This is a genomic window from Pseudomonas sp. GM33 (assembly GCF_000282295.1).
Classification (GTDB): domain Bacteria; phylum Pseudomonadota; class Gammaproteobacteria; order Pseudomonadales; family Pseudomonadaceae; genus Aquipseudomonas; species Aquipseudomonas laurylsulfatiphila.
Map to the genome: position 1 here is coordinate 26757 of NZ_AKJO01000143.1, position 25686 is coordinate 52442.

23 protein-coding genes and 1 pseudogene are annotated in these 25686 nt (G+C 61.0%); 8 read left to right on the plus strand and 16 right to left on the minus strand.

Annotated elements, in window-relative coordinates:
* The first annotated feature begins 70 nt into the window (after window positions 1–70).
* The 8 genes and pseudogenes from PMI26_RS06015 to PMI26_RS30885 form a co-directional block, all read left to right on the plus strand.
* Window positions 71–1165, plus strand: a complete 1095-nt coding sequence (locus tag PMI26_RS06015) for an ABC transporter ATP-binding protein (RefSeq protein ID WP_007978237.1) — start codon at window positions 71–73, stop codon at window positions 1163–1165.
* Window positions 1128–2477, plus strand: coding sequence for an ABC transporter permease (locus PMI26_RS06010; RefSeq protein WP_202949424.1), 1350 nt, complete (start codon window positions 1128–1130; stop codon window positions 2475–2477). Before PMI26_RS06015 ends, PMI26_RS06010 begins: the two co-directional genes overlap by 38 nt.
* 3 nt (window positions 2478–2480) lie before the next feature.
* Window positions 2481–3329, plus strand: a complete 849-nt coding sequence (locus tag PMI26_RS06005; protein ID WP_007978242.1) for an ABC transporter permease — start codon at window positions 2481–2483, stop codon at window positions 3327–3329.
* A gap of 22 nt (window positions 3330–3351) precedes the next feature.
* Entirely contained in the window at window positions 3352–4410 is a 1059-nt protein-coding gene (locus tag PMI26_RS06000) for an ABC transporter substrate-binding protein (RefSeq protein ID WP_007978244.1), read from the plus strand.
* Window positions 4411–4447: 37 nt separating this feature from the next.
* Entirely contained in the window at window positions 4448–5215 is a 768-nt protein-coding gene (folK, locus tag PMI26_RS30145; protein ID WP_007978246.1) for a 2-amino-4-hydroxy-6-hydroxymethyldihydropteridine diphosphokinase, read from the plus strand.
* A 50-nt stretch (window positions 5216–5265) separates the two neighbouring features.
* Window positions 5266–5691 (plus strand): GlcG/HbpS family heme-binding protein, encoded by a 426-nt coding sequence (locus tag PMI26_RS05995; protein ID WP_007978249.1) that lies wholly within the window; start codon window positions 5266–5268, stop codon window positions 5689–5691.
* Window positions 5692–5809: 118 nt separating this feature from the next.
* Window positions 5810–7066 (plus strand): serine hydroxymethyltransferase, encoded by a 1257-nt coding sequence (glyA, locus tag PMI26_RS05990; RefSeq protein WP_007978251.1) that lies wholly within the window; start codon window positions 5810–5812, stop codon window positions 7064–7066.
* A 52-nt stretch (window positions 7067–7118) separates the two neighbouring features.
* Window positions 7119–7226, plus strand: a pseudogene (locus PMI26_RS30885) (serine dehydratase beta chain); the annotation flags it as partial.
* Between the two features lie 223 nt (window positions 7227–7449).
* On the opposite strand, the gene PMI26_RS05985 reads toward PMI26_RS30885, so the two are convergent.
* The 16 genes from PMI26_RS05985 to PMI26_RS05910 form a co-directional block, all read right to left on the minus strand.
* A complete protein-coding gene (locus tag PMI26_RS05985) occupies window positions 7450–8358 on the minus strand; it encodes a MurR/RpiR family transcriptional regulator (RefSeq protein ID WP_007978254.1) in 909 nt (302 codons plus the stop codon).
* 127 nt (window positions 8359–8485) lie between these two features.
* Complete coding sequence (locus tag PMI26_RS05980) at window positions 8486–9250, minus strand: ABC transporter ATP-binding protein (protein ID WP_007978255.1); 765 nt, start codon at window positions 9248–9250, stop codon at window positions 8486–8488.
* Window positions 9251–9268: 18 nt separating this feature from the next.
* The gene (locus PMI26_RS05975; protein WP_007978257.1) at window positions 9269–10381 is read right to left on the minus strand and encodes a succinylglutamate desuccinylase/aspartoacylase family protein; all 1113 of its coding nucleotides are present in this window, start codon (window positions 10379–10381) and stop codon (window positions 9269–9271) included.
* A gap of 9 nt (window positions 10382–10390) precedes the next feature.
* Window positions 10391–11089 (minus strand): ABC transporter permease, encoded by a 699-nt coding sequence (locus PMI26_RS05970; protein WP_007978259.1) that lies wholly within the window; start codon window positions 11087–11089, stop codon window positions 10391–10393.
* Between the two features lie 12 nt (window positions 11090–11101).
* The gene (locus PMI26_RS05965) at window positions 11102–11791 is read right to left on the minus strand and encodes an ABC transporter permease (protein ID WP_007978261.1); all 690 of its coding nucleotides are present in this window, start codon (window positions 11789–11791) and stop codon (window positions 11102–11104) included.
* 97 nt (window positions 11792–11888) lie between these two features.
* Entirely contained in the window at window positions 11889–12665 is a 777-nt protein-coding gene (locus PMI26_RS05960) for an ABC transporter substrate-binding protein (protein ID WP_007978262.1), read from the minus strand.
* 342 nt (window positions 12666–13007) lie between these two features.
* Window positions 13008–13691 (minus strand): TetR/AcrR family transcriptional regulator, encoded by a 684-nt coding sequence (locus tag PMI26_RS05955; RefSeq protein ID WP_007978265.1) that lies wholly within the window; start codon window positions 13689–13691, stop codon window positions 13008–13010.
* On the minus strand, window positions 13688–15316 hold the full coding sequence (locus PMI26_RS05950) for a methyl-accepting chemotaxis protein (RefSeq protein WP_007978267.1): 1629 nt from the start codon (window positions 15314–15316) through the stop codon (window positions 13688–13690). The genes PMI26_RS05955 and PMI26_RS05950 overlap by 4 nt, the downstream gene beginning before the upstream one ends.
* A gap of 66 nt (window positions 15317–15382) precedes the next feature.
* Complete coding sequence (locus PMI26_RS05945) at window positions 15383–16534, minus strand: acyl-CoA dehydrogenase family protein (RefSeq protein ID WP_007978269.1); 1152 nt, start codon at window positions 16532–16534, stop codon at window positions 15383–15385.
* Between the two features lie 18 nt (window positions 16535–16552).
* Window positions 16553–17641: an enoyl-CoA hydratase/isomerase family protein gene (locus PMI26_RS05940; protein ID WP_007978271.1), complete on the minus strand. Its 1089-nt coding sequence runs from the start codon at window positions 17639–17641 to the stop codon at window positions 16553–16555.
* Window positions 17642–17643: 2 nt separating this feature from the next.
* Complete coding sequence (gene mmsB / locus PMI26_RS05935) at window positions 17644–18534, minus strand: 3-hydroxyisobutyrate dehydrogenase (protein WP_007978273.1); 891 nt, start codon at window positions 18532–18534, stop codon at window positions 17644–17646.
* 88 nt (window positions 18535–18622) lie between these two features.
* The gene (locus tag PMI26_RS05930) at window positions 18623–20131 is read right to left on the minus strand and encodes a CoA-acylating methylmalonate-semialdehyde dehydrogenase (protein ID WP_007978275.1); all 1509 of its coding nucleotides are present in this window, start codon (window positions 20129–20131) and stop codon (window positions 18623–18625) included.
* Window positions 20132–20238: 107 nt separating this feature from the next.
* A complete protein-coding gene (locus PMI26_RS05925) occupies window positions 20239–21942 on the minus strand; it encodes an AMP-binding protein (protein WP_007978277.1) in 1704 nt (567 codons plus the stop codon).
* 288 nt (window positions 21943–22230) lie between these two features.
* Window positions 22231–23481 (minus strand): OprD family porin, encoded by a 1251-nt coding sequence (locus PMI26_RS05920; protein WP_007978278.1) that lies wholly within the window; start codon window positions 23479–23481, stop codon window positions 22231–22233.
* Between the two features lie 172 nt (window positions 23482–23653).
* Window positions 23654–25303 (minus strand): cation acetate symporter, encoded by a 1650-nt coding sequence (locus PMI26_RS05915; protein WP_007978280.1) that lies wholly within the window; start codon window positions 25301–25303, stop codon window positions 23654–23656.
* Complete coding sequence (locus PMI26_RS05910; protein ID WP_007978282.1) at window positions 25300–25629, minus strand: DUF485 domain-containing protein; 330 nt, start codon at window positions 25627–25629, stop codon at window positions 25300–25302. The genes PMI26_RS05915 and PMI26_RS05910 overlap by 4 nt, the downstream gene beginning before the upstream one ends.
* Window positions 25630–25686: the final 57 nt, after the last annotated feature.

The following is a 25686-nucleotide window of genomic DNA, read 5'->3' on the forward strand; positions in this document are numbered from 1 at the left end:
GAAACCGTGTGAGCGCCGTTTAGGACGGCTTCGCACTTAGCTGATCAAAGAATTGCAGAAGGGTGTTCACATGCAAACAGAATCCTTTGTGAGTTTTCGCAATGTGCAGAAGAGCTACGACGGCGAAAACCTCGTGGTCAAAAACTTCAATCTGGATATTCAGCGTGGCGAATTCATCACCATGCTTGGGCCGTCCGGCTCTGGAAAGACAACGTGCCTGATGATGCTGGCGGGTTTTGAAACCGTCACTCACGGGGAAATCTCCATCGACCGCCTGCCGGTCAACGACATCTCGCCACAGAAGCGGGGTATCGGCATGGTCTTTCAAAACTATGCCTTGTTCCCGCACATGACCATTGCTGAGAACCTGGCTTTTCCGCTCAAGGTTCGCGGCCTGTCTTCAAGCGACATCCAGGGCAAAGTCAAGAAGTCCCTGGACATGGTCGCCATGGGCCCGCTGGGCAATCGCATGCCGGCACAACTGTCCGGTGGGCAGAAACAACGAGTGGCCCTGGCTCGGGCGCTGATTTTTGAACCTCGCCTGGTGCTCATGGACGAGCCGCTCGGCGCGCTCGATAAACAACTGCGCGAGCAAATGCAGTACGAGATCAAGCGCCTTTCCAAGCAACTGGGCATTACCGTTGTTTACGTCACCCACGATCAGACTGAAGCACTGACCATGTCCGATCGCATTGCGGTGTTCAACGATGGTGTGGTTCAGCAACTGGCCAATCCGTCCGACCTGTACGAGAAACCCGAGACCGCCTTCGTTGCCAGCTTCATCGGTGAAAACAACCGGCTGACGGGGGAGGTCATCGAGCGCGACGGGGATTACTGCCAAGTGCAAATCGGCAACCTTCGAGTGAAGGCCGTTGCGGCGAAATCCGCGAGTACCGCCCGTGGCACGAAAACCACCTTGTCGATTCGTCCGGAGCGCGTCTACCTCGATCCAACCGAGGGTCAATGCGACAACCGGCTACCGGCAAAAATTCAAGAGCTGATCTATCACGGGGACCATCTGCGTCTGCGGTTGAGCGTCGCGGACCAGGATGACTTCATCGTCAAAGTGGTCAACGGCGTCAACCAGTCGACGCCGACTCCCGGCGCCCTGGTGACCGTAGGGTGGCGTGCTGACGACTGTCGAGCGCTCAACACCGTTATCTAACTTTCGTCACCGCTCACACGGAGATCACTCCATGAATCGCCCTGTAATGTCTGAAGGGCCTGCGGATCGGCTGTTTGTGCAGCCGAAGGTTGGCCAGTCAATAAAGGAAAGCCTGGACAAGGCCGAGCGTCGGAACAAGTTCAAGTCCGTGCTCCTGGTGTTACCACTGCTTGCGTTTATCGCCGTGTTTTTTCTCATGCCTATTGGCGACATGCTGATGCGTAGCGTGCAAAACGGCACGCTCGCAGACTACATGCCGAACAGTGCGGTTGAGTTGAAGCAATGGGATCGGCAGGCACTGCCTGAAGAGAAGACGTTTGCAGTTCTCGGCAACGATATTCTCTCCCTGCTCAAATCGCAGAACCTGGATCGGGTTGGGACTGACTTGAATCGCGTGCAAAGCGGCATGAAGCTGCTGTTGAACAAGACGGCGAGAGGTCTGGAAAAACAGAGTCAGGCTGGGATCACCGAATTCAAGCCGCTAATGATCAGCATCGACAAACGCTGGGGTGAAACCGCGACGTGGTCGCAGCTCAAGGTAATGGCGCCCTCGATTTCCGCAGTGCATTACCTGGCGGCGGTGGATCGTCAATACGACGATAACGGCGACATCGTCCAGCAACCGGAAAGCAGGCAGATCTATGTCGGCAACCTGCTGAAGACGCTTGCGGTCAGTGTCGCGATCACTTTCATCTGCTTTCTGCTGGGCTATCCGCTGGCGTACTTCCTGGCCAGCTTGCCGGACCGCTTCAGCAACTTGCTGATGATCCTCGTGCTACTGCCGTTCTGGACATCGCTGCTGGTCCGGACCAGCGCCTGGATCGTGATTCTCCAGTCAAACGGCGTTTTCAACGACGTCCTTCGCAGTCTCGGCATCATCAATCAGCCGCTCGATCTGATGTACAACCTATACGGCACGATCATCGCCATGACGCATATTCTGCTGCCGTTCATGGTGCTGCCGCTTTACAGCGTCATGCGCGGTGTCGACCAGACCTACATCCGTGCCGCGCACTCCATGGGCGCCAGCTCCATGCGTACCTTTTTCAAGATCTACTTTCCGCTTTCCCTGCCGGGCGTCAGTGCAGGGGGGATTCTGGTCTTCATTCTCGCGGTTGGTTACTACATCACGCCTGCACTTGTGGGTGGCCGAACCGGCCAGATGATCAGCAACTTCATCGCTTATCACATGCAGACGTCCTTGAACTGGGGTCTGGCCTCGGCAATTGCCAGCCTGCTTCTGGTGGTAGTGCTGCTGATGTACTGGGTCTACGACCGGTTCGTAGGCATTACCAATATGAAGTTGGGGTGAGCCATGAGCCTTCCAAATTACATCGGACCTTTCGAACGCTGCTGGTTTTTCACCGTGCGCGGATTTGCCCTGCTCGTGCTGCTGTTTCTGGTGGTGCCGATTCTGGTAATCATCCCTTTGTCCTTTAACGTCGAACCGTATTTCAGCTTCACGTCGGACATGCTTCATTTGAGGCCGGAGGCATTTTCGATGCGCTGGTATCACCAGTTGATCAATGACCCGCTTTGGGTGCTGTCTATCAAGAACAGCTTCCTGGTGGCGTGTGGTGCGACCGTGATTGCCACCGCGCTCGGTACGCTTGCATCCATTGGGCTGAGCCGCTCTGACCTGCCGTACAAACGCCTGCTCACCGGCATTCTGATTTCGCCGATGATCGTCCCAGTGATTATTTCAGCCGCTGGCATGTACTTCTTTTACAGCAAGTTGGGGATTGGCCAGAGCCTGCTCGCGCTGATCCTGTCACACGCTGTGCTGGGTACGCCTTTCGTGATTCTGACCGTCACCGCAATGCTCGTGGGGTTCGATCATTCACTGACCCGTGCCGCCGCCAGCATGGGGGCATCGGCGACCTATACGTTTTTCAACGTGACGTTTCCCCTCATTCGCCCCGGCATCATTTCAGGCGGGCTGTTCGCATTCATCACTTCGTTCGATGAGGCGGTGATCGTTCAGTTTTTGGGTGGGGTCGAGCAGCGCACCATCCCTCGTCAGATGTGGTCCGGAATGCGTGAGCAGATCAGTCCCACGATTCTCGCCGCTGCAACGTTGCTGATCATTTTGTCTGTCCTGCTGTTGCTGTCTATCGAAGTCCTGCGCCGTCGTTCACTCCGCGTTCGTGGAATCACTAATTGATCTGAGATCTAGGGAAGCAGTTATGAAAAAGATGTTGATATGCGCGGTAACAAGCCTCGCGTGTGTGTCTGCGATGGCGCAAGAGAATCTGACGATTGTCACGTACGGTGGCTCATTGGCTGCTGCCCAGACCAAGGCAGCGATCAAGCCATTCAGCGAGAAAACCGGAGTGAAAACCACGCTGGAGGATTACTCCGGTGGCATCGCTCAGCTCAAGGCTCAAGTCGATACCAAAAACGTCACCTGGGACGTTGTCGACATGGAATTACCGGATGCCGTTCGGGCGTGCAATGCGGGGCTGTTCGAACGTATCAACCCGAGCAAGGACCTGGAAGCGGGGACGGGCGGCGCCCCGGTTGACGTGGACTTCATCTCCGGCGCCGTCACCGACTGTGCGGTGGCAAACATCATTTGGTCGACGGCGGTCGCTTACAACGTCAACGCATTCAAAGGGGAGCAACCCACAACGCTTAAGGATTTCTTCGACCTGAACAAATTCCCTGGTAAGCGTGGGTTGCGCAAGGCGCCTCAGGGCACGTTGGAGTGGGCACTGCTATCCGATGGGGTGCCTCGTAATGAAGTGTATTCCACCCTGGAAACCGAGGCAGGTATCGAGCGGGCTTTCGCCAAACTCGACTCGATCAAGAGTCAGGTGATCTGGTGGGAAGCGGGTGCCCAGCCGCCGCAATTGCTTGCGGACGGCCAGGTCGTAATGACCTCGGCATGGAATGGACGTATCTGGACGGCCCAGACCCAAGAGAAGCAACCGTTCAAGATTATCTGGGACGGTCAGCTGTACGACATGGATGTGTGGGCTGTGCCGGCCGGCAGCAAGAACAAAGCGCGGGCCATGGAGTTCCTCAAGTTCGCCACGAGCACCCCGGTGCTGGCTGAGCAAAGCAAATACATCGCCTATGGCCCGACGCGTAAATCTTCGCAAGCCCTGGTCAGCGAGGAGATGAAACCGCATCTGCCGACCTCCCCGGAAAACTTCAAGACAGCATTACAAATGAATGCCGAGTGGTGGGGGGACCACGCCGACGAACTCAATGAACGCTTCAATGCCTGGCTGACAAAGTAAACCTTTGCCTTTACAGCCTTCTCAGGAGTCCAACGCCATGTCGACTTTGATTTACCTCGGGCTAGGGAGTAACCAGGACCGAGATCATCATTTGGGGCTGGCGTGGGACTTCCTGGCCGCATTGCTAGTGGATGTTCAGTGCTCCCCGGTCTATTCCTCCGTGGCTGCCGGCTGCGTGGGCGACGATTTTTTTAACGTTGTTCTTTCCGGTCGCACTGATCTAACACTGGACCAGTTGAGTGATGTTCTAAAGCGTTTTGAGGCCAGGTACGCACGGGTACTGGCTCCTCGAATCGTCTTGCCGGTGGATATCGATATTTTGCTGTACGGGGATTTTGTGGGTGTTTACGAGCATGGGGTGCTCCCAAGGTCGGATCTCATCGATAGACCTTACGTGATGATGCCGCTTGCTGTGCTCGCCCCGGATGGAGTGCATCCCGTCACCGGTAAGACCTATAAAGCCACCTGGCTTGAGTTCGAGCGGGACATGCCTGCCGAGCAAAAACCTGTCCTTGTCGCCAGCGACGTGCTGACCCTGCAAGCCGCTGAGGCGGATGATTTTGTGATGGCGCAAACGCTCAAATCAATACGTCTTCGACAGGGCCTTACACAGCGCAAGCTCGCCGAAAAAGCACGGGTTACCCATAGCTCCATATCAGTCATAGAAAAGAATCAAGCAAGTCCTGGGGTTAATACGCTGGGCAAGATCCTGTCCGCGCTGTCGACGTCACTGCCTGAGTTCTTTGCAGAGATTGAGCGAGGACGTGCAGAAGTAAAAACCAAGAAGAGAATTCTGGAGTTTTAAACACATAGGGTTGGAGTGGTTTTAATTCATCAAATCTGAGGTCGAAGACAATGAAAATGGTACCCAGACTGACAATGGCTGATGCTCAGCACATCATGCAAGCTTGCCTTGCGAAAGCCAAGGAACTGGCAGTTGATATGGACATCGCCATTACCGATGACGCGGGACATCTGATCATGTTTCAGCGCATGGACAATGCGCGGATCACCAGTATCGACATTGCCATCAGCAAATCCTTCACGGCTGCGGCCGCACGTAAATCGACGCGCGCCTATGGCGACATCAGCGTGCCAGGCAAACCGGCCTTCGGCATCAATACCAGCAACCAGGGTCGCTTTTCCATTGTCGCCGGCGGGCTGCCGCTCTTCATGCAAGAGTTTATCGTGGGTGGGGTAGGGTGCAGTTCCGGTACTCCCGATCAGGATGAAATTGTGGCGCAAGCAGGCGTCAATGCTTTTACGGCCTATACGAGCTGATCAACTAAAAACATTCCCAAGTCGTTCATCCAGCGCGTTCACGTTCGCTGTTGGAAGCGTTTCTGCGCGCTGGATTTCCTGATCCGAACAAAAATAAAAGTTGAAGGAGAGATAAACAATGTTCAGCCAGCAAGACCAGATCCAGGGCTACGATGATGAACTGCTAAGTGCGATTGATGCCGAAGAGCGCCGTCAGGAACAGCACATCGAGCTTATTGCTTCAGAAAACTACACCAGTCAGCGTGTGATGGAAGCCCAAGGCTGCGGGCTGACCAACAAGTATGCTGAAGGTTACCCAGGCAAGCGTTACTACGGCGGCTGCGAGCACGTCGACAAGGTTGAGCAGTTGGCGATCGACAGAGCCAAGGAACTGTTTGGTGCAGATTACGCCAACGTTCAGCCGCACTCAGGTAGTCAGGCCAACGCCGCTGTTTACTTGGCGCTCCTCCAGCCGGGTGACACCGTATTGGGGATGAGCCTGGCCCACGGTGGGCATTTGACCCATGGTGCCAAAGTCAGTTTCTCCGGCAAGCTCTACAACTCGGTGCAATACGGTATCGATACCGTCACGGGATTGATTGATTACGACGAGGTGGAGCGACTGGCGGTCGAACATCAGCCGGAGATGATCATCGCCGGGTTTTCCGCTTACTCGAAAACCCTGGATTTTCCGCGGTTTCGCGCCATCGCCGATAAGGTCGGCGCCTACCTGTTCGTCGATATGGCCCACGTGGCCGGATTGGTAGCGGCAGGGCTGTATCCGAATCCGCTTCCCTATGCGCATGTGGTCACGACTACCACTCATAAGACGCTGCGCGGCCCCCGTGGTGGCTTGATTCTCGCCAAAGGTAATGAAGACCTTGAGCGAAAACTTAACGCCGCAGTCTTTCCAGGTGGGCAGGGTGGCCCATTGATGCATGTGATCGCCGCCAAGGCTGTGTGTTTCAAGGAAGCGCTGGAGCCAGGCTTTAAAGCCTATCAACAACAGGTCATCAAAAACGCCAGGACGATGGCAAACGTATTCATCCACCGAGGTTACGACGTGGTTTCGGGTGGAACCGACAACCATCTGTTCCTTGTCAGTCTGATCCGCCAGCGCCTAACGGGCAAGGATGCTGACGCCGCCTTAGGTCGGGCTCACATTACCGTGAACAAAAATGCCGTGCCGAACGACCCACAGTCGCCTTTCGTTACTTCCGGCCTGCGCATAGGAACTCCTGCGGTGACTACGCGTGGATTCCAGGAGCCAGAATGCAGTGTCCTTGCCAGCTGGATCTGCGACATCCTCGATAAACTCGGTGATGCCGACGTAGAGGCCCGCATCGCTCGCCACGTTTCAGAGCTGTGCGAACGCTTTCCGGTCTACAAAGCCTGATCATCCACCAGCGTTAGCTACGGAATAAGTTTGCCGCTGGAGTGTTTTTGATCTGTTAAAAGTTGGCATCGGTCCTTCCAGTTCGCACGCTGTCGGGCCGATGCGTGCAGCCGTGTGCTTTGCAGAGGGCCTGAGGGACCAAGGCTTGTTGAAGCAAGTGGAGAGTGCTTATCGGCTTGACCTGAGAGCTAAGCCACTGCCCATGCTGTTCACTCCCGGTATCCAGTACCCGCGAACTACATTAAGCACCGCCCGTTATCGGCCAATCTTCAATGTCCCCTTCTGGCCGTTTTCTGCCCGTCGCAAGAGGCAGAAAACCACTGTGGATTCAACCCATGGCTGTCAGTGACGGCCCGGGTTTGCAAGGCAAAACCACAACGCAATCACTTCTTCGCGGGTTTACCGCTGTCTGGAGCGTGCAGGTACGACATCACGCTTTCAGTCAGTTCGGTGGCCAGTTTGACCGCTTCCTTATTACGCGCCATCACGCCGGCGACCAGGCCTTCGATCAGGGCCAGTACGGCGATGTTGGAGCTGGTCAGCACCGGGTGGTCGCATGGGGCAAACAGCGTGTGCTCGGCAATGCCGGTGAGCGGCGAGGCGGGTGAGTCGGTGATTGCCAGCACCGATGCGCCGCGTTCGTTGGCGAAGCGTGCCAGTTGCAGGGTGTCGAGGGAGTAGCGGGGCAGGGAGATCGCCAGCAACACGTCCTGATCGGTAATCGCGGCCAGGCGGTAGGCGGCATTTTCGTTGCCGCCCTCCATGCTGATGGCTGTGGCTTCGGCACAGAAGGGCATCAGGGTCGACGCGGCGAGGCCGGCGAAGTAAACACTGATGCCGAACCCCAGGATGTAGATTTTGCGTGCCGTGGTCAGGCGAGTGACGAAGGCTTCAAAGGTGTCGGCGTGGTTGTTGGTCACCGCCGTGGCCAGGTTGCTGCTGGCGCTCTGCAGTTGTTCATGCAGGCCAAACGCGCCGCCCGGTCGATGGGCCAGTTCGTTGCGCAGTTTGTCCACCGGCGAGACCATCTGCTGCAAGGTTGCGACCAGCTCGGCCTTCATGCCGCTGTAGCCTCCGAGGTCCAGCGCTTTGGCCAGGCGGTTGACGGCGGCGGGTGAGGTCAATGTTTCGTGAGCCATCTCCTCGATGGTCAGCGTCGCGGCCTTGAGCGGGTGACGCAGGATGAAGTCCGCCACCTTGCGCAGTGACGGTGGCAGTTCGGAAACGATTTCCGTCAGTTTGCGCATGACCGGCGCGGCATAGACAGTGGTGTCTTTCGATGGGGTTGGCATATCCGGCTCAACGTTTCCTGAAGGTGAGAGAAGGGCTGTGCCTGATGCCCTGACAGGTTTGGCCGGAGTGTATCCCAAGCCTGCCTGGTCAGGGCAGCGCCGAGCAGTGGACGGGTGGGTGGCGGTCTTACTTCAGGCTCCCGGCCAGAAACTGCCGCAGGCGTTCGGACTGCGGGTTGACCAGCACCTCACGCGGGTCGCCGCGCTCTTCGACAACGCCCTTGTGCAGGAACACCAGTTGGTTGGAAACCTCGCGGGCAAAGCCCATTTCGTGGGTCACCACCACCATGGTGCGGCCTTCCTGTGCCAGGTCCTGCATGACTTTGAGCACTTCGCCGACCAGTTCGGGGTCGAGGGCTGACGTCGGCTCATCAAACAGCATCACTTGCGGTTCCATCGCCAGTGCGCGGGCAATCGCCACGCGCTGCTGCTCGCCACCGGACATGTGCGCCGGCCAGGCGTGCATGCGGTGCGCCACACCGACTTTGTCCAGGTAGTGCTCGGCCTTTTCCCGTGCCTCTTTCTTGCCCAGGCCCTGCACATGCACCGGGGCTTCCATGACGTTTTCCAGAGCGCTCATGTGCGACCAGAGGTTGAAATGTTGAAACACCATCGACAGCTGCGAACGCATGCGCTGCAACTGCCTGGGTTCGGCCGCTTTCAGCCCGCCAAGTTTGTTGGTCACCAGCTTGAGCGGTTCGCCATTGAGCACGATGTTGCCTGCATTGGGTTGCTCCAGCAGGTTGATGCAGCGCAGGAAGGTACTCTTGCCGGAGCCGCTGGAGCCGATGATGCTGATCACGTCACCGGCCTGCGCTTGCAGGGACACGCCCTTGAGCACCTGGTGGGCGCCGTAGCTTTTGTGCAGGTCCTGAACTTCAAGTTTGTACATGGTTTGAACTCTCTGGAATCAGTCGCTGAGCAAGCGACCCTGGCGAATGGGGGTGATGCCTGCCACTTTGGCCAGCCACAATCCGGGCTGGGCAAAACGCAGGCGTTCGCGGGCATAGAGAATGCCGTCGGTGCTGGCGCTGACCACGCTATGGCGGTCGGTCAGCGGGTCGATGACCTCGAACAGCGGATCGCCGACCTTGACCTGCGCGCCCAGCGGTTGCAGAAAGCTCACCACACCGGGATGGGGCGCACAGGCGTACTGGGCGCCGGCGAATGGCATGGCCTGGCAGCGGCTCGGCGGTGCCGCTGGCCAGTCACCGCGGATCAGGCCCTGTTCGGCGAGATAGCCGAGAATGGCTTGGGCACTGTCGACGCATTGCTCGCGCCCGGTGTCGGCCATGCCGCGCAATTCGATGGTGGTGGCCGCGCATGCCAGGGGAATGTTGGCTTCGGGAAACCGCTCGGCCAGGCGCCGCCAGGCAATGGCGCAGGCTTCGTCGAAGGCGCTGCCGCCGGCACCTTCGGCCAGCAACGTGACCTCCGCACCGAGGCGTGCGGCCAGGGACTGCAAGCGTGGCCAGTGTTGCGGCATCGCATACAGCAACATGATCGATTCGAAGTCACAGTGCAGGTCCAGCACCACATCGGCGTCACAGGCATGCTGCAGCAACAGGCGGCGCAGGCCGTCGAGTTCCGAGGCCGGTGCCGGCATGGCAGCGAGGGCATCGCCCATGGCGCGGCGGATCAGGGCGATGTTGGTGTCGGCATCGTCTGCCAGTTTGCCTTCCAGCAGCGGTGCAACGGCATCGACCAACTCCGGGAAGTCGCGATTGAAGTTCTTGCCGCTGGAGAACTCGAAGCGCCCCTGATGGGTGGCCTGGAACATTTGGGCGATACCGATCGGGTTGGCCATGGGCACCAACTCGATCACCCCGGTCAGGCGGCCTTGGGTTTCCAGTTCCAGCAGACGGCGCTTGAGTTCGACGGCGACGCGCATCCCCGGCAATTCGTCGGCATGCAACGACGCCTGGATGTAGGCCTTGCGTGGTCCACTGCCAAAGCGGAACAGCGACAGCGTGCGTTCGGTGCCCGAGGCACTCCACGGCAACAGGTATTGAATGTGCTCCATGTCAGCTCCTTAGTGCTTGCGCGGTGCCTGGTACGCCAGCCAGCGGCACTCGGCCAGCTTGAACAGACGCACCAGAATGAAGGTCAGGGCGAGGTAGATGAGGCCGGCGGTGATAAACGCCTCGAACGGCAGGTAGAACCGTGAGCTGACAGTTCGCGCGGCCCCGGTGATGTCGACGAGGGTGACGATGGAGGCCAGGCTGGTGGTTTGCAGCATCATCAGCACTTCGTTGCTGTACTGCGGCAATGCCCGGCGCAAGGCCGACGGCATGAGAATGCGCCGGTACAGGGTCAGGCGGGACATGCCCATGGCCCTGGCGGCTTCGATCTCGCCGTGGTTGGTAGACTTCAGGCTGCCGGCCAGCAGCTCTGCGCTGTAGGCGCTGGTGTTGATCGCGAAGGCCAGGCAGGCACAAAAGGTGGCGCTGGAGAGGTAAGGCCAGAGCGCGCTTTGGCGCACCGCTTCGAACTGCGCCAGGCCGTAATAGATCAGGAACAACTGCACCAGCATCGGCGTGCCGCGAATCACGTAGGTGTAGAGCCAGGCCGGGAAGTTGATCAGCGGCGATCGCGAGACCCGCATCAGCGCCAGCGGAATCGCCAATACCAGGCCCAGGGCCAGGGAAATCAGCAGGACTTTGAGGGTCAACAAGGCGCCGTTGAAGTACAGCGGCAGGTTTTCCCAGATCAGGTTGTAGTCGAGAATCATGGGTGGCTCCCCTCACAATTCGGCGGCTTTGATGCCGACCGAATAGTGTTTTTCCAGATAGCGCAGCACCAGCAAGGACAGGCTGGTGAGCATCAGGTACAGCGCCGCCACCGCGAGGAAAAACGTGAAGGGCTCGTGTGTGGCATCCGCTGCGTTCTTGGCTTTGAACATCATGTCCTGCAAGCCGATCACCGAGATCAGCGCGGTGGATTTGGTCAGTACCAACCAGTTGTTGGTGAACCCGGGAATGGCGAAACGAATCATCTGCGGTACCAGGATTCGCCAGAACACCTGCGCACCGCCCATGCCATAGGCCACGCCGGCTTCGGCCTGGCCTTTGGGGATCGCCATGAAGGCGCCGCGAAAGGTTTCCGAGAGGTAGGCGCCAAAAATGAAACCCATGGTGCAGACGCCGGCGATGTAGGGGTTGATGTCGATATAGCGGGTGTAACCGAGCGCCAGGGCGAGGCGGTTCACCAGGTCCTGGCCGCCGTAGAAGATCAGCAGGATCAGCACCAGGTCTGGAATGCCGCGAATCAGGGTGGTGTAGCTTTCCCCGAGCAGGGCCAGCCATTTGAGCGGCGACAGGCGAAAGGCCGCACCGATCAGGCCCAGGGCAATCGCCAGGGACATGGAGGTCAAGGCCAGGTTGATGGTCAGCCAGGCGCCATCGAGAATGCTCGATCCGTAGCCGTGGAGCATGATGAAGTTCCTCAAGCGAGCGCCGTGAGGCGCGCAGGACAAGCCCCGGCAGACGCCTGCAGGGGCCGGCGCCGGGGTCAGGTTTCAGGGGGCTGGCTTACTCGCCGTAGATATCGAACGCGAAGTACCTGGCCATCACTTGCTGGTACTTGCCGTTGGCGCGAATGGCATCGATCGCGGCACTCAGGCGCGCAACGTTGGCACTGTCGCCTTTGCGCACGGCGATCCCGGCGCCCCGGCCAAAATATTTCGGATCGTTGATGTCGGGCCCGGTCAATGCGAAACCCTGGCCAGCCGCTGTCTTGATGAAGCTCTCGTCGGTGTTGACGATGTCGGCGAGGGTGGCGTCCAGGCGACCCGAGGCGAGGTCGAGGAAGGCTTCATTCTGCGAGGAGTAGCGCACCACGACGACGCCGGCTTTTTCCAGTTGCTCGGTGGCAAAGCGATCGTAGGTCGAGGAGCGTTGCACGCCGAGATTCTTGCCCTTGAGGTCGACCAGAGGATCGTTGATCACATTGCCGGCCTTCATCGCGAACTTGCCCGGCGTGTGGTAGTACTTTTTGCTGAAGTCCACGGACTTCATGCGGTCTTCGGTGATGGACATCGACGACAGCACGGCATCGATCTTGCGCACTTTGAGCGACGGGATCATGCCGTCGAACTCCTGAATGACCCATTCGCACTTGACCTTCATTTCTTCGCACAAGGCGTTGCCGATGTCGTAATCGAACCCGCTGACGTTGCCCTCCGGTGTCTTGAAGGAGAAGGGCGGGTAGGCGGCTTCGATACCGATACGCAGGCTGTCTTCGTCGGCATGTGCCAGAAAGCTGAAAGCGCATAGCGCCAGAGCACCTAGAAGTTCTGTCTTGTTCATATTGTTGACTCCCTGGAGGGCATTGGGGGAACGGGTGCCCGCCATCCGGGTTGGCGCGGTGGATCAGTCCTGTGATCGGCGAGGCTATAAATGACACAATAAAAATCTATATGCAACACAACTGAAAATAAACATATCAGTCTCGGGCGTGACAACGTGCACCTGTGCCCGATCGCTCCAGGCACTGGTGAGCGTTTCTGCGGGGGTTTCGCAATGATTTTTCCGGGGGGCGAAAGAGTTTTTTTGGCGGCGCTCGTTCGGTTCACAGGCTGATCGGCAGGGGTGCCGTCGCTGCAAAGTCATAGGGCTGATGGCCAAGGCTTCGCTTGGCCACTGCATGCTTCATAAGCTCTGGAGCGTTGGCTTTTCCGGGCGTGTAAGGTCTGCGGCCTCAGTTGCACGCAATGCCCCCTGCAGCGTGCTCATCACCATCTCATGCAGCAGCTTGCGGCGTGCTCCAATGCCGGCCTGGGGCTTCCCGACCCAGGCCGGCAGCTGATTGAGCAGGGATACGATGCCGTTCATGGTCGCGCGCAGGGTGGCGCCAGCCGGTTTACCAGTGAGTTGCTCTATGGCCTCCACCAGGTGCTCCTCGTAGCGTCCGCGCAGGGTCAGGATCGAGGCCTGCTGTTCGCAGCTCAAACAATGGAGGTCGTACTCAGCCAGGCGGAAATGCGCGGCCATGCGCTCGTGGAGCCGCAGGTGCGCCTCGAGCAGGCCGTGCAGTCGTGCAGTGGGGGCGGATTTGCGCCGGGTCACCAGGCGGGCGCCATCAAGCAACGCTTCGTAGAGCTCCTCGATCAGTTCAAACAGCAGTGCCTCTTTGTTATCGATGTGGTTGTAGAGGGAGCCGGCCGTGATCCCCAGGCCAGTGGCCAGGTCGCGCATGCTGACCCGGCTGAAACCGTGCCTGGCGAACAGCTCGACCGCCTTGTGCCGCGTTTCCAGGTAGCGCGAGTTGCGCGCTTCGTCGACAGGCATGGCAAAAAGGGATCCGGAAGTCTGCATGTTGCTCATCCACCTCATACGCGAAATTGCCCCAACAGCCGATTGAGCTGACCCGCCAGTTGGCCCAGTTCCTGGCTCGCCGCGTTGGAACGGTCTGCTGCCTGAGCATTTTCGTGGGCCAGAGAGGCTGCTCGGGTCACATTCTGGTTGATGTCTTCGACCACGTGTGACTGCTCCAGGGTGGCGCTGGCGATCGAGGCGTTCAGTTCAGTGACGTTGCGCAGCGCGCCGAGTACCTGGTGCAGGCTTTCAGCCGTTTGGTGGGCCTGCTCCACGGTTTGTCGAGCGGCCTGGCTGCTGACATTGATGACATCCACCGCGGCTTGCGAATTGCCGTGCAGGCGCTCGATCATGTCCTGGATTTGCGCGGTGGACTGCTGGGTGCGCTGGGCCAGCAGGCGCACTTCGTCGGCCACCACCGCGAAGCCGCGACCCTGTTCGCCAGCGCGCGCCGCCTCGATGGCGGCGTTCAGGGCGAGCAGGTTGGTCTGCTCGGCGATGGCGCGGATCACTTCCAGCACGCTGCCGATCTGGGTGCTTTCCCGGGCCAGGCTCTGGATTACCTCGACGGCCTGGCCGATGGTATCGGACAACTGGTCGATCTGGAGCAGGCTGCTGTCGATGTTGTTCTGGCCCCGGCGTGCCTGTTCTTCGGCCTGGCGAACTTCGTTGGCTGCGTGCTCGGCGTTCCTGGCCACTTCCTGCACGGCGTAGGAGACCTCATGGATGGCGGTGGCGACCAGCTCCATCTGCTGCGATTGCTGCTGGCTGTGGTTCTGGCTATCGGCGGCGATTTCACCGAGCGACTTCGAAGCCTGGTCCAGGCTGTCGGCGGACTGCATGGACTGTCCGATTACGCCACGCAGCTTGTTGGTGAACACGTTGAAATGGCGGCTCAAGTCTGTCAGTTCATCGCGCCAGCGGTTATCCAGATGGCGGGTCAAATCGGCTTCGCCGCTGGCGATGTTCTCCATGGCATCGACCACCCGCGCCAGTGGCGAGGCGATGCTGCGGGCAATCAGCAGGATCAGCGCACTGAGCATCAGGGTGATCGTCAGCAATATGACAAAAGCCTGGAGCAGTTGGCGGCGGAACTCGACCTGCACGTCGTCGATGTAGATGCCCGAGCCGACAATCCAGCCCCAGGGCTTGAACAACTCGACGTAGGAAACCTTCTCCACCGGCGCGTCGGAACCCGGCTTGGGCCAGCGGTAGTGCACCAGCCCGGCGCCATCGCGTTTGGCGGTGGCGACCATTTCGTCGAACAGCGCCTTGCCGTCCGGATCGAGTGTACCGGCCATGCGCTTGCCCTCGAGCTTGGCATTGGGGTGCATGACCATGCGTGTGTCGAGGTCTTCGAGCCAGAAGTAGTCCTGACGGTCGTAGCGCAAGTCGCGCATGACCGCGATGGCTTGTTGCTGCGCCTGCTCACGACTGAGGCCCTGGCCTTCCAGGCTTTGGAAGTGGCGCAGGATGCCGCTGGCGGTCTCGACCACGTGGCGGGTTTTCAGCGCCTTGGCCGCATAAAGGTCGTCATGGCTCTGCTTGAGCATCAGTCCGGCGAGAATCAGCAGCATCAGGATGGATGTCAGCAAAATCAGCCACAGACGTCGGCTAATGGAAATATTGCGCAAGCCGGGCATGGGCAACTCCGCGAGAGGGAAGGCAGGTGAAAGCCGGAGGCGGCAATGGCGTCCGGCTCGAGGGGGTCAGAGTGCGTAGTGGCTCAGTTCGCGGGCGATCAGCAGGCGCTGGACTTCGCTGGAGCCTTCGTAGATCTGGGTGATGCGCGCGTCTCGGTAGTAGCGTTCCACCGGGTAATCTTCCAGGTAGCCGTAGCCGCCATGGATCTGCAGGGCGCTGGAGCACACGCGTTCGGCCATTTCCGAGGCGAACAGCTTGGCCTGGGAGGCTTCGGACAGGCACGGTTGCCCGGCGCTTTTCAGGCGCGCGGCATGCAGAACCATCAGGCGGCTGGCGTTGAGTCGGGTGTGCATGTCGGCGAGCAGGTTGGACACACTTTGGTGTTCGATGATCGGCTTGCCGAACTGGACGCGTTCGCGGGCATAGCCCAGGGCAGCCTCGAAGGCGGCGCGGGCGATGCCCAGGGCCTGGGCGGCGATGCCGATGCGGCCGCCTTCCAGGTTCGACAGGGCAATGGCCAGGCCTTTGCCGCGTTCACCCAGCAGGTTGGCTTCGGGAATGCTGCAGTTGTTCAAGGTCACCGCGCAGGTATCGGAGGCCTTGATGCCCATCTTGTGTTCGCGTCGGTCGACCACGAATCCGGCGTTGTCAGTGGGGACCAGGAAGGCCGACAGCCCTTTCTTGCCCAGTTGCGCATCAGTGACGGCGAAGACAATGGCCAGCTTGGCCCGCTCCCCGTTGCTGACGAACTGCTTGGCACCGTTGAGAATCCACTGACCGTCGCGCAGTTCGGCACGGGTACGCAGGTTGTGCGCCTCGGAGCCGGCCTGTGGCTCGGTCAGGCAGAAGCAGCCGATCGCTTGACCAGTGACCAGCAGCGGCAGCCAACTGTCCTGCTGCGCAGGGGTGCCGTATTTCAGCAGCGGGCCGCAGCCCACCGAATTGTGGATGCTCATCAGCGCGCCGAGGGCACCGTCGCCGGCCGAGATTTCTTCAACGGCCAGGGCGTAGGCCACATAGTCGGTATAGCTGCCGCCCCAGGTGTCCGGCACGACCATGCCCAGCAGGCCCAGCTCGCCCATCTGCGCCACCACGGCGTCATCGATCCAGCCGGCCTTCTCCCAGGCCTGGGCATGCGGCGCGACTTCGCTTCGGGCGAAGTCGCGCGCCATGTCGCGGATCATGCGTTGTTCTTCGGTCAGTTCGATATCGTGCATTGCAAAGTCTCCTGCCGATCAGGCGGTGCGTACGGGCTTGCCGGAGGCGCGTTCAAAGTCGTTGAAGAAGGCTTGCACCCGGGCAGGTGCCAGTTCTGTCAGGGTTGGCGGGTTCCAGCGTGGGCACTTGTCTTTGTCGATGATCAGGGCGCGCACACCCTCCATCAGGTCGCCCTTGTCGAACCACTGGTAGTCCAGGTGCAACTCAAGGGCGAAGCACTCGGCCAGGCTCAGGTCACGACCACGGCGCAACAACTCGAGCGTCGTGGCCATCGCCAATGGCGAGCGGCTGTCGAGCAGCTTCACCGTCTGCTCGGCCCAGTCTTGCAGCTCGGGGCGTTGTTCGCGCTGCAGCGCGGCGTGAATGGCCGGGACATCGGGCAAGGCGAAATACTCGTCGATCGCCTGGCGACAGGCCTTGAGCTCGGAACCGGCAAGTCGCTCGGTGGCCATGTCGGCGAGCAGGTCCTGCAAGTCTTCGACGGGCGCAGCGGTCCAGTTCAGGTGGTCGAGGCAGGCATCCAGCTCGGCCAGCCGTTCGCTGGGCAGGTAGTAGTCGGCAAGGTTCGCATAGAGGGCATCGGCGGCACGCACCTGGCAGCCGGTGATACCCAGATAGGTTCCCAGTTCACCTGGCAGGCGCGACAGGAAATAGCTGCCGCCGACATCGGGGAAAAAGCCGATGCCGACTTCCGGCATGCCCATCCGCGTGCGTTCGGTGATCACCCGCAACGAGGCGGCCTGGGCCAGGCCCATGCCGCCACCGAGGACAAAACCATCGAGCAGCGCCAGCACTGGCTTGGTGTAGCCGTGCAGGTACTCGTCCAGGGCGTACTCCTCCTCGAGGAACAGCTCATGCAGGTTGTCGCCGGCCTTGTAGCTGTCGTACAGCATGCGGATGTCGCCACCGGCGCAGAAGGCCTTTTCACCGGCGCCGCGAAGGGTCACGGCAACGATCTCCGGGTCCTGCTCCCACGCCCACAGGTGCCGGCAGAGCAGACGCACCATGGGCAGGTCCAGGGTGTTCAACGCGCTTGGCCGATTCAGTGTCAGGTGGCCGACACGGTTGCGTACGCTGGCCAACACCGGGGCTTGCTGCTCGCTCATGTTCAGGCTTCTCCGCGGAACAGGTTGATGATGGCGGAGAAGTCCAGGCCGCCGTTACCTTGCAGGCTGAAGGTCTGGTACAGCTGCTGGGCTACGGCACCGAGCGCGACCGGTTGGCGCGCATGCCGGGCCGCTTCAGTGGCCAGGCCCAGGTCCTTGAGCATCAGGTCGCTGCCAAAGCCGCCGCTGTAGCCCCGTGAGGCCGGCGCGTTTTCCAGTACGCCTGGGAACGGGTTGTTGACCTCCGAGCTCCAGCAGCGACCGGTGGAGGTATTGATGATCCCGGCCAGCACCTTGGCGTCGATCCCGAGGGCCACCCCCAGGGCCATGGCTTCGGCGACGCCGACCATGGAGATGCCGAGCAGCATGTTGTTGGCGATCTTGGCCACCTGGCCGTTGCCTGCTGCACCGCAGTGCACAATGTTCTTGCCCATGGCCGAGAGGATCGGCAAGGCCTGGTCGAACACGCTGTCCGGGCCGCCGACCATAAAGGTCAGGGTGCCGGCCGCCGCACCGCCGGTGCCGCCGGATACCGGCGCGTCGAGCATCGGGTTGCCTTGGGCAAGGGCGTATTTGGCCACCTCGCGGGTGCTCAGCGGGTCGATGGTCGAACTGTCGATCAACAGCACGCCCGGGCCGATATTGGCCAGCAGGCCATCCTTGCCGCGATAGACCTGCTTCACGTGCTCGGCGGTCGGCAGCATGGTGATGATCACCTCAACCCTGGCCTTGGCCACGGCCGCGGGTGAGTCGGCGGCGCTGGCGCCGGCCTCCACCAGGGCGGCGACCGCCTGGGGGAAGGGATCGAAGACGGTCAAACTGTGGCCGGCCTTGAGCAGGTTGCGAGCCATTGGGCCGCCCATGTTGCCCAGGCCGAGAAATCCGATATGCATGTTGGCTACCTTTACGAAAGGGGGCAGTGGCGCAGGAAATCCTGCGCGCGCTTGTCGTCGGCCGACGCAAGGCGCCGGCCGGCAAAGATCATTTCAGGGTGATGGTGGTGTTCACCGCGCCGCCGGTGTCGTCCTCGTCGAACCAGCGCTGGGTGATCGTCTTGGTCTGGGTGTAGAAGGTCACCACTTGCTTGCCGTACGGGCCCAGGTCGCCCAGCTTGGAGGCGCGGGAACCTGAGAAGGAGAACAGCGGGACCGGTACCGGGATTGGTACGTTGATGCCGACCTGGCCGACGTCGATCTCTTCCTGGAAGTGCCGCGCGGCTGCGCCGGAGCGGGTGAACAGGGCAGTGCCGTTGCCGTTCGGGTTGGCGTTGATGATCTCGATCGCCTCGTCCAGGTTGGTGGCGTGCATGACGCACAGCACCGGGCCGAAGATCTCTTCGCGGTACACCGACATTTGCGCGGTGACGCCGGAGAAAATCGTCGGGCCGACGAAGTTGCCGTCCTGGTAGCCCGGCACGCTCGGGTTGCGTCCATCCAGTTCAAGCTTCGCGCCTTCTTCGATGCCGCTGGCGATCAGGCCGTTGACGCGCTCCAGGGCGGCGCAGGAAATCACCGGGCCGATGTCGGTGCCCGGCTCGGTGCCGCCATTGATCTTGAGGGTCTTGGTTCGTTCGATCAGGTCCGGCAGCCAGGTCTGCGCTTCACCCACCAGGATCACCACGGGCAGGGCCATGCAGCGCTGGCCGGCAGCGCCGAAGGAAGCGCCCAGCAGGTTGTTCAGGGTCTGTTGTTTGTTGGCATCAGGCAGGACGATGGCATGGTTTTTTGCGCCCATCATGCACTGCGCGCGCTTGCCGTTCTGGGTGGCACGGTTGTAGACGTGGGTGCCGACCTTGGTCGAGCCGACGAAGGACACGGCCTTGATGTCCGGGTGGTCGCAGATCAGGTTCACCGCGTCGACGCCGCCGTGGATGACGTTGAGCACGCCCTTGGGCACACCGGCCTCCAGGGCCAGTTCCACCAGGCGCATGGTCACCAGCGGATCCTGCTCGGATGGCTTGAGGACGAAGGTGTTGCCGGTGGCAATGGCCATCGGGAACATCCACAGCGGGATCATCGCCGGGAAGTTGAACGGGGTGATCCCGGCGCACACGCCCAGCGGCTGCAGCAGGGTGTAGGTGTCGACGCCGTTGGCCACGTTGTTGGCCAGTTCGCCCATCTGCAAATTGCCGATGCTGGCGGCGTGCTCGACCACTTCCAGGCCGCGGAACACGTCACCTTCGGCATCCGGCAGGGTCTTGCCCTGCTCGGCGGTAAGCAGGGCGGCCAGTTCCTTGATGTTCTCGCGGATCAACTGCTGGTACTTGAGGAACACACGGGCACGGGCACCGATCGGGGTCTTGCGCCAGGTCTTGAAGGCTTGTTTGGCGCTGGCCACGGCGGCGTTCATTTCCTCGGCGGTGGCGAAGGGCACACGGGCCAGGACTTCCTGGGTGGCCGGGTTGACCACGTCGCGCCACTGGGTGCTGCGCGATTCGACGAATTCGCCGTTGATGAGAAGCTTGACGCTGGGAACGATGGAAGAGGTCATTTACGGGTCCTGCCTGCTTTCGTTGGGTCGAATGAGTCCCCTCGGCGTGGTTGGCCGAGTGGTCGGGTTTGAATTCGGGGGAGGGGCCGGCATGCCGGCCCCGGGGGTCAGCCTTTGAGTTGCGGGAAGTCTTCTTCGAAGTATTCCTGCGGGCCACGTGCGTCGCCCTGGCGACGTAGCACTTCCATTTGCCGCAGTTCCACCCGGCGGATCTTTCCGGAGATGGTCTTGGGCAGCTCGCTGACAAATTCGATGCGCCGTACCCGCTTGTAGGGCGCCAGGTGCTCGCGGGCGAACGCGAGGATGCTGCCGGCCAGTTCGTGACTGCCCTGTGCGTCATGGGCCAGGATCAGATAGGCCTTGGGCACTGCCAGGCGCACGGGGTCGGGGCTTGGCACCACGGCCACTTCCATCACCGCCGGGTGTTCGATCAGCGCGCTTTCCAGTTCGAAGGGGCTGATGCGGTAGTCGGAGGCCTTGAACACATCATCGGCACGGCCGACGAAGGTGATGTAGCCCTCGTCGTCGATCTGTGCGGTGTCACCAGTGCGGTAGTAGCCGTCGCGCATCACTTCGGCGGTCTTTTCCGGGCTGTCCTCGTAGCACAGCATCAGGCCGAGCGGGCGTACGTCCAGCGGCAGGGCCACTTCGCCTTCGTTACCCGGCACGCCATCGGGATCGAGCATGGTCACCCGGTAGCCCGGCAACGGACGGCCCATGGAGCCCGGCTTGAGCCGCTGGCCAGGCGTGTTGCCGACCAGTGCGGTGGTTTCCGACTGGCCGAAGCCGTCGCGCAGCAACAGGCCCCAGGCATGCAGGATCTGCTCGATGATCTCCGGGTTGAGCGGCTCACCGGCGCCCACCAGTTCGCGCAGGCGCAGGCGAGTCTTGTAACTGGCCAGGTCTTCCTGGATCAGCATGCGCCACACGGTAGGCGGCGCGCACAGGCTGGTGACGCCATAGCGCTCGAGCACGCCGAGCAGGGCTGGCGCGCTGAAGCGTGCGGTGTTGTGGATGAAGATGCAGGCACCGGCATTCCAGGGTGCAAAGAGGCAGCTCCAGGCGTGCTTGGCCCAGCCCGGGGACGAAATGTTCAGGTGCAGGTCGCCCGGCTGCAGGCCAATCCAGTACATGGTCGAGAGGTGGCCGACCGGGTAACTCTGGTGACTGTGCAACACCATCTTCGGCTTGGAGGTGGTGCCGGAGGTGAAGTACAGCAGCATCGGGTCGGTGGCCAGTGTGCGACCCTCTGTTTCGAACTGCTCGGAATGCTCGCTGGCGGCGCTGTGCGGGGTCCAGCCGGCGGGGGACGGGCCGACGCAGATGCGGCTGCAGTCTTCACCCAGCCCGTCGAACTTGTCGACATGGGCGCTACCGACCACCAGGTGGCGAACATGGCCACGCTCGATGCGGTCGCGCAGGTCATCGGGGGTCAGCAGAGCGGTAGCGGGAATGACCACGGCGCCGAGTTTGAAGGCGGCCAGCATGGTTTCCCACAGGGCGACATCGTTACCGAGCATCAGCAGGATGCGTTCGCCGCGGCGCACGCCGAGGGCACGCAGGTGATTGGCCACCTGGTTGGAGCGCGCGGCCAGTTGCTGGAAGCTGTAGCGTTGTTCGCTGCCGTCCTCTTCGACGATCCACAGGGCATTGGCCTGGTTGCCCTCGGCCATGGCATCGAAGTAATCCAGGGCCCAGTTGAATTCGTGCAACTGCGGCCAGCGGAAGTCACGTACGGCGGTGGCGTAGTCGGTACGGTGGGCCAGCAGGAAATCACGAGCGGCCAGGAAGGGTTGGCAGTGGTTGTTCATTGGAGGCCCCCAAGAAGCGCGCGGGTACCTGGAAGTGGGGAGACGACGGCAAGCAAAGATAGCTTCACGGTGGGTGCCCTATTTATTTTTATTGGGACTGACCGGGTTCATGGCCAGGTGGTTGAATCGAGTATAGGCAGGCATAAATCAAATAAGAATGCTCAAAAAATCCCGTATGTTGTGCAAAAAAGCATGGGCCTGCTGCATCGTTGAATCGACAGAAATGCACAAGGCGTGCACTGCCCGCACCGTCAAGCGATGCAGGTCGCGCACGCCTTGTGCGGGGACTTACCAGAGTGCCAGGGTATAGCTGAGGATCAGGCGGTTTTCGTTGAGGTCGTTACCGAAGTGGGCGGTGCGCACCGTAGCGTTGCGCCACTTGAGACCGAGGTTTTTCAGCGGGCCGCTCTGGAGCACGTAGCCGATGTCGGTGTCGCGCTCCCATTCGTGGCCGTCGGGCTTGCCGGCGCCCAGGTCGATGCTGTCGCCGGATAGGTAGCGGGTCATGAAGGTCAGGCCGGGAACGCCGAGGGCCGCGAAGTTGTAGTCGTAGCGCGCCTGCCAGGAGCGCTCGTCCTTGTTGGCGAAATCGTTGATCTGCACAAAGTTGACCAGGTAGGCGTCGGTGCCATTGACGTAGGCAAAGCCGGTGTCGCCGCTCATGCGTTGGTAACCGAGACCGAAGGCATGGCCGCCGAGGGCATAGGTGAACATGGCGCCGAAGGCATTGTTGTCGATGTTGCTGTGGCCATCGTCGGTGGAGCGGGCGTAGCGCAGGTCGCTCTTGAGCGTCTGGCCTGTGCCCAGCGGCAGGACGTGGACCAGACTGAACTGGTGCTGGTGATAGAAGTCGTCCAGGCCGCCGTAGTTGTAGCCCGTGTTCAGCCGCTCGTTCCACTGGTAGGCCAGGCCGGCGAAATTGAAGGCGTCGCTGCGGGCCTGGGCGCCGACAATGCCCTTGGCGCCGGTGGTGGTGATGGTCATTTTCTCGTAGTCCGAGGAGTCGCGCTGGTTGACCCGATCCACGCGCCCCGCGTCGACGCTGAGGCCTTTGATCTCCTGAACGTTCAACTGGCCACCGCGGAATGTTTGCGGCAACAGGCGCGAATCATTGGCCAGCAGCACCGGCAGCTTCGGGGTCAGGGTGCCGAGCTTGAGCACGCTGTTGGACGCTTTGAACTTGGCCGTCAGGCCCAGTTCGCCATACTCGTCCTTGGCGCGCCTGGGTGGCTGGCTGTCGCGCTTGAGCAGGCCAGAGCCGGCGCGATCGGGGCTGGAATCGAGCTTGACCCCGAGTTGGCCGAGGGCATCGATACCGAAGCCGACCGTGCCGTCGGTATAGCCGGATTCGTAGCGCAGCAGGAATCCCTGGGCCCATTCTTCTTGCTTGGACTGGGCGGCATTAGCCTGGCGGAAGTCGCGGTTGAAGTAGAAGTTGCGCATCTCCAGCCTGGCCGTGCTGTCTGCCAGGAAGTCGGCATGTGCCTGTGCAGCGAGGCCGCTGCTGGCCAGGAACAGAGTGAGGGTGGTAGGTTTCATTGGAGGCCTGTTGTTTTTTTGTTGTCGACGAGCCGCTCCCGCGCCACTTGGAGTGGCGAGGGAAGGGCGCTATTGGGGGTGTCCTGCGCCGAGCGGCGCAGGACGGATGTAAAAAAGCGCGAAGCAAAGGAGCGGACTCGCGCTCGGGGCGTCAGCCCCGGAAAAATCAGCGTCAGTGACTGCTGGCCATGGCCGCTCCAAGGCCGGTCTGGGCACGGACGAACTGGTCGGCATAGGCAGCGCGTTCGCGGTCGGCGCGTTCGCTGCGGTCAAGCCTGGAGGCGACCACTATGACGAGGAAGGCCAGTGGCATGGAGAACAGCGCCGGCTGGTCGTAAGGGAACAGCGCCTGGGCATGACCCAGTACACCGACCCATACCGACGGCGAGCCGATCACCAGGGCCAGGGCGCTGACCAGGCCGGTCAGGCCGCCATAGAGGGCGCCGCGGGTGGTCAGGCCGCCCCAGTACATGGACATGATCAGTACCGGGAAATTCGCCGAGGCGGCGATGCCGAACGTCAGGCCGACCAGGAAGGCGATGTTCTGGCCCTCGAACAGAATGCCGAGGGCAATCGCCACGATGCCCAGGCAAACGGTGGCGATGCGTGACACGCGCATTTCCTGTTTCTCGTCGGCGCTGCCTTTCTTAAATACCGACGCGTAAAGGTCATGGGAGATGGCCGAGGCCCCCGCCAGGGCCAGGCCAGCTACCACCGCGAGAATGGTGGCGAACGCCACGGCAGAGAGGAAACCGAGAAACAGGTTGCCGCCCACCGCCTTCGCCAGGTGCATGGCCACCATGTTGCCGCCGCCGATCATGGCCCCGCCGAGCTTGCCATCGACGTAGTACTGCGGATCCGTGCCGACGATGACGATGGCGGTATAGCCCAGGACGCAGACCACCAGGAAGAAGAAACCGATGAACACCGTGGCGAACAGCACCGATTTACGTGCCTCCTTGGCATTCGGCACAGTGAAGAAGCGCATCAGGATGTGCGGCAGGCCGGCAATGCCGAAGACCAGGCCGAGGGATAGGGACACAGCGTTGATCGGGTCAGCCAGCAAGGTGCCCGGGCCCATGATCTGCACACCGCTGGCATGCACCGCCACCGCCTGGGCCGCCAGCGTCTCGAAACTGAAGTCGAAGCGACTCAGGGCCATCAGCACCAGGGTGGTGCCGCCCGCCAGCAGCAGGACTGCCTTGGTGATCTGTACCCATGTGGTGGCGAGCATGCCGCCGAAGATCACGTAGACCAGCATCAACAGTCCGACCACCACCACCGCCGTGCGGTAGTCGAGACCGAACAGCAGCTTGATCAGTTGGCCGGCACCGACCATCTGTACCACCAGATAGCAGCACACTACGGTCAGCGATCCGAGGGCGGCGAAGCTGCGCACGCGGGTTTGATCGAGGCGGTAGGAGACGATGTCGGCGAAGGTGTAGCGGCCCAGATTGCGCAAGCGCTCGGCCATCAGGAAGGTGACGATCGGCCAGCCGACAAAGAAGCCGATGATGTAGACGAAGCCGTCGTAACCCTTGGCGAAGACCAGGCTCGACAGGCCCAGCAGAGTGGCGGCCGACATGTAGTCTCCGGCGATTGCCAGTCCATTCTGAAAGCCGGTGATACCGCCACCGGCGCTGTAGAAATCGGCGGCGGAGCGGGTGCGGCGGGCCGCCCACCAGGTGATCAGCAACGTGGCGAGGACGAAGACGAAAAACATGCCGATGGCGTGCAGGTTGAGCGGTTGCTTCTCTGCGGTGATGGCGTCGGCATTGGCCAGCAGTGGGCAAAGAGCGAGAAGGGCGGACAGGCGTTTCATGCGCGGGACTCCTGGAGGATCTGCGAGCTGAGCACGTCGAAGCGGGTGTTGGCGCTGTGCACGTACCAGGCGGTGAGTAGCCAGGACAACAGGATGATCGTCACGCCAATTGGCATGCCGAGGCTGAGGTGGCTGCCGTCATACAGCGGCAGGTGCAGCCAGGCGGGAGCGAAAGCCACCACCATGATGAAGCTGTAATAAATCGCCAGGACCGCGCCGCTCAGTGTCCAGGCCAGCAGTGCGCGCTGACGCGCCAGGCGCTGGAACTTGGGGTTGGCCCTGACCCGTACACAAGTCTGGGCGTGGTTCGGATGGTCAGTCGTCATGGTGAGGCTCCGTTTTTCTAGTTGTTTTTGTCGTTCGGCCTTTTGAGGGGCGTACGG

Bases quoted from the DNA above. Each gene is read 5' to 3' on its own strand.
- PMI26_RS06015 (WP_007978237.1), top strand. From the start codon at position 71: ATGCAAACAGAATCCTTTGTGAGTTTTCGCAATGTGCAGAAGAGCTAC.
- PMI26_RS06005 (WP_007978242.1), top strand. From the start codon at position 2,481: ATGAGCCTTCCAAATTACATCGGACCTTTCGAACGCTGCTGGTTTTTC.
- PMI26_RS06000 (WP_007978244.1), top strand. From the start codon at position 3,352: ATGAAAAAGATGTTGATATGCGCGGTAACAAGCCTCGCGTGTGTGTCT.
- folK (WP_007978246.1), top strand. From the start codon at position 4,448: ATGTCGACTTTGATTTACCTCGGGCTAGGGAGTAACCAGGACCGAGAT.
- PMI26_RS05995 (WP_007978249.1), top strand. From the start codon at position 5,266: ATGAAAATGGTACCCAGACTGACAATGGCTGATGCTCAGCACATCATG.
- glyA (WP_007978251.1), top strand. From the start codon at position 5,810: ATGTTCAGCCAGCAAGACCAGATCCAGGGCTACGATGATGAACTGCTA.
- PMI26_RS05985 (WP_007978254.1), bottom strand. From the start codon at position 8,358: ATGCCAACCCCATCGAAAGACACCACTGTCTATGCCGCGCCGGTCATG.
- PMI26_RS05980 (WP_007978255.1), bottom strand. From the start codon at position 9,250: ATGTACAAACTTGAAGTTCAGGACCTGCACAAAAGCTACGGCGCCCAC.
- PMI26_RS05975 (WP_007978257.1), bottom strand. From the start codon at position 10,381: ATGGAGCACATTCAATACCTGTTGCCGTGGAGTGCCTCGGGCACCGAA.
- PMI26_RS05970 (WP_007978259.1), bottom strand. From the start codon at position 11,089: ATGATTCTCGACTACAACCTGATCTGGGAAAACCTGCCGCTGTACTTC.
- PMI26_RS05965 (WP_007978261.1), bottom strand. From the start codon at position 11,791: ATGCTCCACGGCTACGGATCGAGCATTCTCGATGGCGCCTGGCTGACC.
- PMI26_RS05960 (WP_007978262.1), bottom strand. From the start codon at position 12,665: ATGAACAAGACAGAACTTCTAGGTGCTCTGGCGCTATGCGCTTTCAGC.
- PMI26_RS05955 (WP_007978265.1), bottom strand. From the start codon at position 13,691: ATGAGGTGGATGAGCAACATGCAGACTTCCGGATCCCTTTTTGCCATG.
- PMI26_RS05950 (WP_007978267.1), bottom strand. From the start codon at position 15,316: ATGCCCGGCTTGCGCAATATTTCCATTAGCCGACGTCTGTGGCTGATT.
- PMI26_RS05945 (WP_007978269.1), bottom strand. From the start codon at position 16,534: ATGCACGATATCGAACTGACCGAAGAACAACGCATGATCCGCGACATG.
- PMI26_RS05940 (WP_007978271.1), bottom strand. From the start codon at position 17,641: ATGAGCGAGCAGCAAGCCCCGGTGTTGGCCAGCGTACGCAACCGTGTC.
- mmsB (WP_007978273.1), bottom strand. From the start codon at position 18,534: ATGCATATCGGATTTCTCGGCCTGGGCAACATGGGCGGCCCAATGGCT.
- PMI26_RS05930 (WP_007978275.1), bottom strand. From the start codon at position 20,131: ATGACCTCTTCCATCGTTCCCAGCGTCAAGCTTCTCATCAACGGCGAA.
- PMI26_RS05925 (WP_007978277.1), bottom strand. From the start codon at position 21,942: ATGAACAACCACTGCCAACCCTTCCTGGCCGCTCGTGATTTCCTGCTG.
- PMI26_RS05920 (WP_007978278.1), bottom strand. From the start codon at position 23,481: ATGAAACCTACCACCCTCACTCTGTTCCTGGCCAGCAGCGGCCTCGCT.
- PMI26_RS05915 (WP_007978280.1), bottom strand. From the start codon at position 25,303: ATGAAACGCCTGTCCGCCCTTCTCGCTCTTTGCCCACTGCTGGCCAAT.
- PMI26_RS05910 (WP_007978282.1), bottom strand. From the start codon at position 25,629: ATGACGACTGACCATCCGAACCACGCCCAGACTTGTGTACGGGTCAGG.